Here is a 12,516-nt window from a genome sequence, read left to right on the forward strand (position 1 = left end):
CGAACGGAACCGTTTCGTCCATCGGCACATCCGGGCCCGCCCGAAGGCGGACCCGGATGCACGCGTCGGTGTCGGACGCGCCGACGCCGGCACGCACCGGTGCCGGACGCGTCAGTGCTGGACGAACACCGCCACGGTGCGGCCCGGCACGGTGAAGGTGCCGGTCGCGGCGTCGAAGCCGGACCGCTTCACCACCTGGTCCGCACCGCCCGCCTGGACGGGGTGCAGCGCCTGGCCGGTGCCCTTCAGCGCCGGCACGGTCTGCGCCTGCGCCGTCGGCGTGGCGTTGAAGACCACGGTGACGCCCTTCTCCGCCCCCGGCAGGCCGGTGCCGTCCAGGTGCAGGGTGATCACCCCGGGGGTCTCGGCGGCGGTGCCGGACAGCGGGTAGGAGAGCCGCTGCTGGACGGCGGCCAGGGTGGGCAGCGAGAACAGCGGCGAGGACCGCTTGATCCGCAGGAACTCCTGGTACTGCGCCGAGGCCGCCCGGATGTCGGCCGCGCCGACGGTCAGCTTCGGGTTCGCCAGCAGGGACTGCGCGGTCGGCCACTGCTCCTGGTTGTCCTTGGCCGGCGGCAGGCCGCGACCCCAGCCGTTGCCGTCCACCGCCCCCGTCAATGGATCGGGCCAGTGGATGGCGTTGAACCAGTCCCCCGAGTCGTAGGAGTTGGAGTCGAGCGACTTGGAACGCAGCAGGTCGCTGCCGGCCTGGGCGAAGCCCGCGCCCTGGGTGAGCGCGGTCAGCGACAGCCCGAACGCCTGCATCCGGGCCCGGTCGGCGGGCGCGGTGCCGGTCGGCAGCTTGTACGCGAGCGCGTCGAAGAGGTCGGTGTTGTCGTGGGCGTCCACGTACTCCACCGCCTCGCCGGGCTTGGCCGCGTACCCGGTCGGGGCGCCGTTGTAGTCGACCTGGGCGCCGGTGACGGGCTTTCCGGCGCTGTCGGTGAAGGAGTAGCCGGCCAGGTTACCGGTCAGCCCGACCTTCACCTGGTCCATCTGGTGCAGCAGCCGGGCCTTCTGCTCCTCCGGGGTGCCGTTGGCGGGCGAGCCGTTCGGGTCGGTGTACAGGCCCGAGGCGAAGCCCTGCTGCGGGGCGGAGTTCAGCATGAAGTTGCCGCCGCGGGCGGCGTCCCGGATCCGGTCGTCGAAGGTGGCGATGCCGGTGCCGGCCATGTTGACCTGGGTGGCCTGCTCGAACCGGGCGTTGTCGGCGACGACGCCGAAGTTCCAGCCCTCGCCGTACAGGAAGACGTTCTTGCCGTCCACGCCGTCCGAGGCCGGGGTCATCTTCCGCAGCGCGGCCTGCACATCCAGCATGGTGGACTTCGGGTCCAGGCCCATCAGGTCGAAGCGGAAGCCGTCCACCTTGTACTCACGGGCCCACAGCGTCACCGAGTCGACCACCAGCCGGTTCATCATGGCGTGCTCGGGCGCGGTGTCGGAGCAGCAACTGTCCGTCGTCACCTTGCCGTTGGCGTCCAGCCGCTGGTAGTAGCCGGGCACCACCCTGTCCAGCACCGAGTGTTCGGCCTGGCCGCTGGCGGCGGTGTGGTTGTAGACCACGTCGAGCACCACCCGCAGCCCGGCCGCGTGCATCGCCTGCACCATCTGCCGGAACTGCACGGTCCTGGCGGTGCCTTGAGGATCGGTGGCGTAGGAGCCCTCCGGCACGTTGTAGTGCAGCGGGTCGTAGCCCCAGTTGTACGCGTCCTCGGCGGCCACCGCCGCCACGCACTCCTGCTGCTTCGGGCCGTTCGGAGGAAGCGACGCGAGGTCACAGGCGGGCAGCTTCTGGTCCGCCCGGTTCTCCCGGATGGTGGCGATGTCGAAGGTCGGCAGCAGGTGCACCGTGGTCACCCCGGCCGCGGCCAGCTCCCGCAGGTGCTTCATCCCGGCCGAGTTCGACTCGGTGAAGGCCAGGTAGGTGCCGCGCTCGGCGGCCGGGACGGTGGAGTCCTCGACCGAGAAGTCCCGGACGTGCAGCTCCTGGATCTGCTGCCGCGCCGGCGGGACGGCCTGCGGGCGGGCGTGGTCGTCCCAGCCCTTGGGCTTGAGCTCCTTGGCGTTCAGGTCCGCGACCAGGCTCCGCCCGGAGTCGGTGGAGAGCGCCACCGAGTACGGGTCGGTGACGGTGTTGACCACCAGCTGCTGCGTCGAGGGGGCCCAGACCTTCACCTGGTACAGGTAGTACTTGCCGTCCAACTCCCGCTTGTCGCGGACGACTTCCCACACCCCGGTCTCATCGTCCAGCTTCAGCGGCAGCGTCTTGGGGGTGCCCCCGGCGGCGCTGTCGAAGACCTGGACGGAGACCTCCTGCGCGGTCGGCGCCCAGAGCGAGAGCGCCACCTTGCCGTTGTAGTACGCCGGGCCGAAGTCGGTCTTGCCGGTCTTTCCGGCGTACAAGTCGTCCAGTGCGCCCGGGATTTGGACGCCGGTGGCGGCCAACACGGCACCGCTGGGCAGGTGTTCGGTGAACAGCAGCTGGCCGCGCAGCGCGGCCGGGACGCGGGCGGTGTCCCGCTGGTCCACGGTGAAGGCCCGGTAGCCCGCCAGGTGCGGGTACTTGGCCTTCTGCGCCTCGGTCAGCCCGCCCTTGACCGGGCTGAGCCGCAGCCACTTGCCGGGCTTGGTCAGCGCGCCCCGGTCGGCCCGGATGCCGCCCTCCGGGTCGTACACCAGCTGGGCGCTGGTGCCGCCGGCCAGGGCGTCGTCACCCGCGCCGTAGTTCGCCGGGACGACGACGGTCTTCGCGTCGATCCACTGGGCCTTGGCGCCGGTGAGGTCCACCTGCGAGGAGGCGGCCTGGTTCTGGGGCAGCAGGTAGCCCTCGCGGCCGCCGAGGATCCAGACCTCCTTGCCGTTGACGGCGAAGTCCAGCGACTGGTCGCCGGGCAGGTCCTTGTCGTTGCCCTTGTGCAGGATGTAGCTGAGGCTGGTCGCGCCGGGGGCCAGCGGCACCTCGAAGACGGCGCCGAAGGCGTCGCGGCGCGCCGGCGTCAGCGGCTTGCCCCAGTCGGTGGGGGTGGCGGCGCCGGTCCAGTCGTGCAGGCCCCAGCCGTCGTAGTCGCCGTCGGCCCGGTTGTAGTGGATGACGGCGGTGTTCGCCGGCTGGGTGTCGGGCGGGCCGGGGTCGGCGGTGCGCACCGCCGGGTCGCCCTGCTTGAGCCACACCTCGCCGGTGCTGCCGACCTCGATGTGCCGGTCGGCGTCGACATCCTTGGCGCCGTCCTTCTCCACGATGAACCCGACGTCCGAGGCGCCGGGCTTGAGCTTCACGTACGCGAAGGCGCCGTACGCGTCCCGCCCGGTGAAGGGGTGCCCGGCCGGCCACGGGGTGGCCTCGCCGTCGGCGAGGTCGCCCCAGGCGTAGAGGTTCCAGCCGTCGTAGTCGCCGTCCGGCCGGTTGTAGTGGACGACCGCGTACGGGCGGGAGCCCGCGGTGGGGGCCGGCTTGGGCGCGGGGGTGCCGGTGGTGAAGCTCGCGGCGGCGGAGCGCAGGTGGCCGCTGGAGTCCCGCACCACGGCCTTGTAGCGGACGACCGTGCCGGGGGCGACGGCGCCGAGGTCCTGCGTCACGGCGAAGAGCCTTTGGCCGTCGGAGCCGGACGCCCCGGTGTCGGCCGTCCCCAGCGTCTGCCAGGGCCCGTTGCCGATCTGGGCGGCGAAGCCGACCTGGTCGAAGCCGCCGCCGTCGACGTGGGCGCCGACGGTGACCAGCCCGGTCGAGCCGTCCGCCGGCGGCCGCACCGAGAGCTGCGGCGCCGCACCGACGGCCGCGAGCTTGCCGTTCGCCTTGAACACCACCGAGGAGAGCGCCGGCACGGTGACCGTCACCTTGCGGTCGGTGCCGCTGGTGAGCCGCGCGCCCGCCGCCGGGTAGATCCGGTCGAAGCCCATCCCCGCCGAGAAGGTGTCCAGCGTGACGGTCTTCGGCTCGGCGGCGTTGTTGACCGCCACCAGGTACTCGACCTGCTGCCCGGCGTCGATCCGGGAGAAGGCGTAGACGCCCGCGCCGTCGGCGGCGTACCGCTCGATCTGGGCGCCGTCGGCCAGCGCCGGGTTGTCCCGGCGCAGTTTGGCCAGCCCGGCGATGCCCTGGTAGAGCTCGCCGCCCTGTCCGTACCGGTCGGCCGGGCCGGAGGGGCCGCCGAGCACCCGGTCCTCGTTGTACGAGGCCGTCTTCGAGGCGAACATGTCCTGCCGGGCGTCCTTGTCGCCGCCCGCGCCGGTGAAGCCCTGCTCGTCGCCGTAGTAGACGACGGGCTGGCCGCGGGTGAGGAACTGGAGCTCGTTGCCGAGCCGGTCCTTCTTCAGCAGGGTCGCGTCGTCGGCGCCCGGGTTGTCGGCCGCCAGGAAGGAGCCGAAGCGGCCCATGTCGTGGTTGCCGAGGAAGGTCGGCAGCTCGTACGCGTCGGTGTCGGCGCTGGTGTAGCGGTAGTCCTGGGCGTAGACGTCGGCGAGGTTGCGCGCCGAGCCGCCCTGCGAGACGTAGGAGCGGGCCGCGCCCTGGAACGGGAAGTCCAGGGTGGCCTGGAGCTTGCCCTTGGTGACGTACGGCGAGGTGACCGCCGGGTCGCCGGAGTAGACCTCGCCGAACATGAAGAACTTCTTGTTGCCCTGCTTGGCGGCGAAGTCCTTGAGCGCGGGCGCCCACTGCTGCCAGAACGCCATGTCGACGTGCTTGACGGTGTCGATCCGGAAGCCGTCCACGCCGGCGTCCTTGACCCACTGCTGGTAGACCTTCTCGAAGCCCTTCACCACCTTGGGGTTCTGGGTGTCGAGGTCGTCCAGGCCGCTGAAGTCGCCCTCGGTGGCGGACTCGCCGACGAAGGTCGAGTCGCCCCGGTTGTGGTACAGCGCCGGGTCGTTGAGCCAGGACGGGGTCTTGGCGGTGGCGTCGGCCGGGCCGCGGAAGACCGGGGTGTAGGGGAACGAGTCCTTGGTGATCTTCGGCCAGGAGGCACCCGCGTCGGCGACGGCGGTCTCGTCCACCGGGTTCCCGTCCGCGTCCAGCGTCGGGTAGGCGCCGGTCGAGCGGTAGCCGTACTGCTTCTCGGCGTAGTCGATGACGTCGGCGGTGTGGTTGGTGATGACGTCGAAGAAGACCTTGATCCCGCGGGCGTGCGCCTTGGCTATCAGCTCCTTGAGCTGCTCGTTGGTGCCGAAGTGCGGGTCGACCTGGGTGAAGTCGGTGATCCAGTAGCCGTGGTAGCCGGCCGAGGCGTCGGCTCCGCTGCCCTGGACGGGCTTGTTCTTGAAGATCGGCGCCATCCAGATCGCGGTGGTGCCGAGGTCCTGGATGTAGTCGAGCCGCTGGATCAGTCCGGCCAGGTCGCCGCCGTGGTAGAAGCCCTTGTCGGCGGGGTCGAAGCCGTTCTCCAGGCGGCCGCCGGCGATGCCTCCGGTGTCGTTGGCGGTGTCGCCGTTGGCGAAGCGGTCGGGCAGCACGAAGTAGAACTGCTCGCGGCTGAGGTCGTGCCGCCCGGCGGTGGCCGCCAGCGCGGCGTCCGAAGGCGGGGCCGGCGGCGCGGCGGCGAAGGCCGCGGGGGCGCTGCCGAGGGTGGCGGCGGTCAGCGCGGCGGCCAGCAGGACGGAGGTCCGGCCTGGCGGTCTGCGGCGAGATCTGCTCCGTAGCGGGCGGAGCGGGGCGTCGGCCACTGAGGGGCTCCCTTAGGGGAAGGGGCGATCGATTTCCCAGGAAGCTAGCGGCCTGCAATATGTTTCAGCAAGATGCAGAAACCGTTCTGCACTGGGAAGTTCCAGGTGGGCGCGCGGCCCCGAGCCGCCACCGGCCGTCCCCGACCACCCCGATTACTCCGTCGGAGCGACGGGCGTGACAATGGGACGTATGTCCGTCCCACCGGTACGAACCGAACCCCAGCGCACCCCCTACCCCGGTGGGAGCCGGCCCGTAGCCCTCAAGGGGGACAGCCGGTGAAGAATCCACTTCCGGAGGATGAGCAGACGGCTACGAGCGGTCTGGCAGACTTTCCGTCCATGGGGGAACCGACCGAGATCCAGCGTGGCGACGCACGGCGCGCCGACGCGGCCAGTGGTGGCGGTTCCGACGCAGCGACGGCCCTCCCCGGCCACCCGCCCGATGGAGCCACCCGTGCCGCCCAGACCCGTACCGCCGCCCTGCGCGGCCGCGTCCGCGCCCAGCGCCGGTCGCCGGCCCGGCCGCGGATCTGGTTCGAACTGGCCCTCATCGGGATCAGCTACTGGCTCTACTCGCTCGTCCGGAACGCCGTTCCGGAACAGGAGGCGATAGCCCAGAAGCACGCGAGCTGGATCTGGAAGCTGGAGCACCACCTCGGCATCGCCGTCGAGCGCTCGATCAACCACGCGGTGGACAGCGTCGGCTGGCTCATCACGGGGATGAACTACTACTACGCGACCCTGCACTTCGTCGTCACGATCGGCGTGCTGGTCTGGCTCTACCGCAGCCACCCCGGTCGCTACGTCGCGGCCCGCACGGTGCTGTTCGTCACCACCGGCATCGCCCTGGTCGGCTTCTACTTCTTCCCGCTGGCCCCGCCCCGGCTGATGACCGACGGCGGCTTCATCGACACCGTGAAGGTCCACGGCACCTGGGGCTCGATGGCCTCCGGCCCCGCCGCGCACGTCTCCAACCAGTACGCGGCGATGCCCTCGATGCACATCGGCTGGTCGACGTGGTGCGGCCTGGCGATCTTCTTCCTGGCCCGCCGCACCTGGGTCCGGGTGCTCGGCCTGCTGTACCCGGCGGCCACCCTGGTGGTGATCGTCTCCACCGCCAACCACTTCTGGATGGACGCCGTCGGCGGCCTGCTCTGCCTGGCGGTGGGCTTCCTCGCCGCCCGCTGGCTCTACCACGAGTGGGTCTACCGACTGCCCAGGGTGCCCGCCCGGGAGACGGCGGCCGAGCGGCCGATCACCGTCCCGGAGCAGTGGAGCGAGCCCGCGGTCAGCACCGTACGCCGCTAGCCGTCAGCAGGAAGGGGCCCCGGGCGGGGGCCCCTTTCGCGTATCCGCTCACTCGTAGCCGTAGAACAGCCGGTCCACCACCGCCCGGGCCCGCCGGGTGGCGCGCCGGTAGTCGTCCAGCAGCTCACCGCTGTGCCCGGAGCCGTACCCCAGGTAGCGGGCCACCCCGGCCAACTCCCGGGCCTCCCCCGGGAAGCTGTCCCCCGGCCGCCCGCGCACCAGCATCACCGCCGCCCGCACCCGGGAGGCCAGCACCCAGGCCGTGTCCAGCACCTCGGCGTCCTCCGCGCACACCAGCCCGCCCTCCACGGCGGCGGCCAGCGCCGCCCTGGTCCGGGTGGTGCGCAGGGCCGGCACCTCGTGCCCGTGCCGCAGCTGGAGCAGCTGCACCGTCCACTCCACGTCCGCCAGCCCACCCCGGCCGATCTTGGTGTGGGTGGTCGGATCCGCCCCGCGCGGCAGCCGCTCGGCCTCGATCCGCGCCTTGATCCGGCGGATCTCCACCAGGTCCCGCTCCGGCACCCCGTCGCCCGGGTAGCGCAGCGGGTCGATCAGCTGCCGGAACCGGGTGCCCAGCTCCTCGTCCCCGGCCACCGGCTCGGCCCGCAGCAGCGCCTGGCTCTCCCAGGCGTGCGACCAACGCCGGTAGTACGCCGCGTACGAGGCGAGGGTGCGCGCCAGCGGACCGCTGCGCCCCTCGGGCCGCAGGTCCGCGTCGACCAGCAGCGGCGGCTCGGTGGAGGGCGCGCCCAGCAGGGTGCGCAGCTCGTTGCAGACCGCCTGGGCGGCCCGGGCGGCCTCCTCCTCCAGCGAGCCGAGCAGCGGCTCGTGGACGAAGAGCACGTCGGCGTCCGAGCCGTAGCCCAGCTCGTGGCCGCCGAAGCGGCCCATCGCGATCACCGCGATCCGGGTCGGCAGGTCCCCGTGCTCGGCCTCCCACCCGGCGACGCAGGCGCGCAGCGCGCCCTGCAAGGTGGCGGCGTTCAGCGCGGTGAGCGCCTCCCCCGCGGTGTCCAGCGCCTCGGCCGGGCACTCCCCGAGCCGGCCGAGCACGTCCGCGGCGGCCGTACGGAACAGCTCCCGGCGGCGCACCGAACGGGCGGCCGCCACGGCGGCGGCGGCGGACCCGGCCCGGCCGACCGCGGCCAGTATCTCCCCCTCCAGGGCGGCCCGGCCACGCGGTTCCAGGCCCTGCGGGTCGCCCAGCATGGCCACCGCCTCGGGGGCGCGCAGCAGCAGGTCGGGGGCGAGCCGGCCGGCCGACAGCACCCGGGCCAGCTGCTCGGCGGCGGCGCTCTCGTCCCGCAGCAGCCGCAGGTACCAGGGGGTGCGGCCGAGCGCGTCGGAGACCTGGCGGAAGTTGAGCAGCCCGGCGTCCGGGTCGGCGGACTCGGCGAACCAGCCGAGCAGCACCGGCAGCAGGGTGCGCTGGATGGCGGCCTTGCGGCTCACCCCGGAGGCGAGCGCGCTGATGTGCCGCAGCGCGGCCGCCGGGTCCGCGTAGCCGAGCGCCTCCAGCCGGGCCCGGGCCGCGTCCGGGGTCAACCCGGTCGCGCCCGGAGGCAGTTCGGCGACGGCGTCGAGCAGCGGCCGGTAGAACAGCTTCTCGTGCAGCCGCCGGACCTCCATCGCGTGCCGCTTCCACTCGCGTTGCAGCGCGGCCATCGGGTCGGCCCGGGTGTCGTCGTTGATCAGCGCGGCCAGTGAGCGGGCCAGTCGGCGCAGGTCCTCCGCGGCGGTGGGCATCAGATGGGTGCGGCGCAGCCGGTACAGCTGGATGCGGTGCTCCAGCGAGCGCAGGAAGCGGTACGCGGTGTCCAGCGAGACGGCGTCCGCCCGGCCCACGTACCCGCCCCGGGAGAGCGCGGCCAGCGCCTCCAGGGTGTTGCCGCTGCGCAGCGCCGGGTCGGTGCGGCCGTGCACCAGCTGGAGCAGCTGGACGGAGAACTCTACGTCGCGCAGCCCGCCCGGGCCGAGCTTGAGCTGGCGGTCCAGCTCGGTGGCCGGGATGGAGTCGATCACCCGGCGGCGCATCTGCTGGACGTCGGCGACGAAGTTGTCCCGGGCGGCGGCCTGCCAGACCATCGGGGCGAGCGCCTCGACGTACGCGGCGCCCAGCTCGGCGTCCCCGGCGACCGGGCGGGCCTTGAGCAGCGCCTGGAACTCCCAGGTCTTGGCCCAGCGCTGGTAGTAGGCGAGGTGGCTGGCCAGGGTGCGCACCAGCGGGCCGTTGCGGCCCTCGGGGCGCAGGTTGGCGTCCACCGGCCAGATGGTGCCCTCGCCGGTGGTGTCGGCGCACAGCCGGGTGAGGGCGGCGGCCAGCCGGGTGGCGGCCTTGATCGCCTCCTGCTCCGCCACGCCCTCGCGCGGCTCGGCGACGAAGACCACGTCCACGTCCGAGACGTAGTTGAGTTCGCGGCCGCCGCACTTGCCCATGCCGATCACCGCGAGCCGGCAGGCCGCGGCGGCCTGCGGGTCCTGCTCGGCGGCGAGGTCCAGGGCGGTCTGGAGGGTGGCGCCGGCCAGGTCGGCGAGTTCGGCGGCGGTCTGCGCGAGGTCGGTGGTGCCGGTGAGGTCGCGGGCGGCGATGGCGAGCAGGCAGCGGCGGTAGGCGACGCGCAGCGCGTTCGCCGGGCTGAGGTCGCCGTCCCGGAGGCCTTCGGCGAGGGCCCGGCGGAAGTCCTCCGGGCCGGGGTGCATGTCGCGCAGCTCGAAGGTGACCAGCACGTGCCAGTCGTGCGGGTGCCGGGCCAGGTGGTCGCCGAGCGCGGTGGAGACGCCGAGCACGCCGAGCAGCCGGTCGCGCAGCGGCTTGGACGTGGTGAGGGTGTCGCGCAGGGTGTGCCGGTCGGCCGGGTCGGCGGCCTCCAGCAGCCGGGCCAGGCCGAGCAGCGCGAGGTCGGGGTCGGCGGTGGCGCCGAGCGCGTCCAGCAGCAGGGGATCGTCGGCCAGGCCCTCCAGCCCGGGGCCCTCCAACAGCCGCACCGCCCGCGCGGGATCGGTGAACCCGCGCCGGACCAGCCGGTTCTCCGGCCTGCTGACCCGGCTCCCGGCCCGCTGCTCCTCCACCGCCATGGCCCCTCCGTCCGTCCCCGCTAGCAGATTACGCGCCCGCCGCCCGCCCCGCCGTGCCCTGCGGAGCACCGCCCCGGCGCGGCGTGGCGTGTCGGCTTGCCCGCCGGCTCGACGGCGCGGTGGAGTACCCAGGGCTGCCGGACGCCCGCCGGGGCGGTTCCGTGCCGGGCCCCGCCGTCCGCGGCTCTCCCCCGCACTCCCGCCCGAAGGGACCACCCATGGCGACCGCGTACCCTGCCGAGCCGAGAGCCCCGCGCCGAAGCCTCCTGCGGCCCGCGATCGGCGTGTTCGGCGACCTGCTGTTCACCGTCGGCGTGCTGCTCGCCCTGCTGATCGTCCACTCGCTGTGGTGGACGAACCTGGTGGCCGACCGGCACGCGGGCCTCTCCGCCGAACGGCTGCGCCACTCCTGGTCGGCCCCGACGGCCCCACCGTCCGCCGCCGCACCGCCCCCGTTCGACCCGGGCGAGGCCGTCGGCTTCCTCCACGCCCCGGCCCTGGGCGCCGGCTACCAGGTGCTGATCAAGGTCGGCGCCGACAACGACACCCTCGCGGACGGCGTGGCCGGTGCCTACACGACGCCGTACCGCGCGGCCATGCCCTGGGAGGCCCGGGGCAACTTCGCCCTGGCCGCCCACCGCGACGGGCACGGCGCCAAGTTCCACGACCTGGACCGGCTGAAGCCGGGCGACCCGCTGGTCGTGGAGACCCGGGACCGCTGGTACGTCTACCGGGTCGACGCCACCCTGCCGGAGACCGCCAAGGACGACATCGGCGTGATCGCCCCGGTGCCGGTCGGCTCCCCGTACGGCGGGCCGGGCCGCTACATCACCCTGACGACCTGCACCCCGGTCTACACCTCGCTGTACCGGATGGCCGTCTGGGGCAGCCTGGTCCGGGAGGAGCCGATGGACCAGGACCGTACGCCGCCCGCCGAACTGCGCTGAGCCGCCCCCCGGCACACGACGGACGGGCGGTGCGCTCGGTGCGCACCGCCCGTCCGTCACTTGGTCACTTCACCGGCACCGGTCAGGCGCGACGCCGGCCGATCCGCATGGCCGCCGCACCCGCCGCGAGGAACGCCGCCGAGAGGCCGAGCATGGCGGGCGAGGTCTCGCTGCCGGTCTCGGCCAGCTCGCCGTGGTGCCCGTGGTGGTGCTCCTCCCCGGGACCGCCCTCGTGGCCGCCGCCACCCTCGTGGCCGCCACCGCCCTCGTGGCCGCCACCGCCCTCGTGGCCTCCGCCACCCTGGCCGCCCTGGTGGTGCGACCCGTACTTGGCGTTGTTGTTCGTGTTGTTGTTGGAGTTCGAGTTGGAGTTGGAGAAGTTGTTGGTCTGCGAGGCCGACTGGCTGTTGGTCGCGTTGTTCTCCGAGGAGTTGTTCGCGTTGGCGCTGGCGCTGTTGTTGGCGCTGTTGTCGATGTTGTTGTAGATGGTGTTCTGGACGTTGACCGTCACGTTGACGTTCTGGTTCTGGTTCTGGCTCTGGCTCTCGGACTGGTTGCCGCCGCTGCCGCCGTTGCCGCCGCCACCGCCGTTGCCACCGCCGCCACCGTTGCCGCCGCCACCGCCGTTCCCGCCACCGCCGCCGTTGCCGCCGCCCCCGTTACCGCCACCGCCGTGGCCGGGGCCCCCGTGCCCGCCACCGGGGGGGCACTCGGGGTGGTGGTGGCAGTGCTTGCCGAGGGAGGACGACATCTGCTCCAGCTCGGCCAGGTCGTCGAGGAAGCCCGACGTCGACGAGCCGCCGAAGATCCGACCGCGCTCGCCGTCGTCCTCGCCGTACTCCTCGTCCTCCTCGGCTCCGTCCTCGGCCGGCTCGGCAGCCGGGTCGGCGGCCGGGGCCTGGGCCGCGGGCGGCTGGGCGGCGGGCGCCGGCGCGGCCGGTGCCGGGTCGGCGGCCGGAGCGTGCGCGGCGGCGGCCGGGGCGTGCGCCACGGCCGGAGCGGCAGCCGGCGCCGGAGCGGCAGCCGGCGCCGGAGCGGCGGCGGGTGCCTTGGCGGGGGCCTGCGCCGGAGCCTGGGCCGGGGCCTTGGCCGGAGCCTGGGCCGGAGCCTGGGCCATCGCCGCGGGCGCGCCGGCCGTGGGGGCCTTGGCGCCGTCCGTCCCGTAGGACTGACGGAACACCAGCTTGGACGGCAGGGAGTTCCGGGTGGTGGTGGTGCCGCTGCCCTCCGCGGCCAGACGGAGGAGCCCGTCGACCCATTCACCCTGGGCCGCCGCCGGTGCGGCGGCTGTGTGGTGGTCGGTGGAGGGCGTGGCGTAGGCCGCGGAGCCGGCACCCCACACGAGGGCGGCCGACGTCAGTCCGGACAGGGCCAGGGTGGTGATTCGAGTACGCATGACACTCCAGGATGATCCGCAAAACGGATCTTCTGAATACGCCTCTTCGTCACGCCGCCACGGCTCGCAGCGCGGCAGAGTAACCTCATTGGCCCAACGGATTAACGTGCGTGGTGTACAGCGGCCACACCG

5 protein-coding genes are annotated in these 12,516 nt (G+C 73.3%); 2 read left to right on the forward strand and 3 right to left on the reverse strand.

The window, feature by feature from the left end; translation table 11 throughout:
* Positions 1-111: 111 nt before the first annotated feature.
* On the reverse strand, positions 112-5,658 hold the full coding sequence (gene pulA / locus QWJ13_RS05620) for a pullulanase-type alpha-1,6-glucosidase (RefSeq protein WP_316520910.1): 5,547 nt from the start codon (positions 5,656-5,658) through the stop codon (positions 112-114).
* 339 nt (positions 5,659-5,997) lie between these two features.
* Here pulA and QWJ13_RS05625 point away from each other — a divergent pair, with 339 nt between their 5' ends.
* Entirely contained in the window at positions 5,998-6,966 is a 969-nt protein-coding gene (locus tag QWJ13_RS05625; protein WP_316520911.1) for a phosphatase PAP2 family protein, read from the forward strand.
* A gap of 48 nt (positions 6,967-7,014) precedes the next feature.
* On the opposite strand, the gene QWJ13_RS05630 is transcribed toward QWJ13_RS05625, so the two are convergent.
* Positions 7,015-10,041, reverse strand: a complete 3,027-nt coding sequence (locus QWJ13_RS05630; RefSeq protein WP_316520912.1) for a bifunctional [glutamine synthetase] adenylyltransferase/[glutamine synthetase]-adenylyl-L-tyrosine phosphorylase — start codon at positions 10,039-10,041, stop codon at positions 7,015-7,017.
* Positions 10,042-10,259: 218 nt separating this feature from the next.
* Between QWJ13_RS05630 and QWJ13_RS05635 the strand changes: the two genes are divergently transcribed.
* A complete protein-coding gene (locus QWJ13_RS05635) occupies positions 10,260-10,988 on the forward strand; it encodes a class E sortase (RefSeq protein WP_316520913.1) in 729 nt (242 codons plus the stop codon).
* An 82-nt stretch (positions 10,989-11,070) separates the two neighbouring features.
* On the opposite strand, the gene QWJ13_RS05640 is transcribed toward QWJ13_RS05635, so the two are convergent.
* The gene (locus tag QWJ13_RS05640) at positions 11,071-12,384 is read right to left on the reverse strand and encodes a hypothetical protein (RefSeq protein ID WP_316520914.1); all 1,314 of its coding nucleotides are present in this window, start codon (positions 12,382-12,384) and stop codon (positions 11,071-11,073) included.
* Between the last annotated feature and the right edge of the window lie 132 nt (positions 12,385-12,516).

The organism is Kitasatospora brasiliensis, from assembly GCF_032654805.1.
In the GTDB taxonomy this organism is placed as follows: Bacteria; Actinomycetota; Actinomycetes; order Streptomycetales; family Streptomycetaceae; genus Kitasatospora; species Kitasatospora brasiliensis.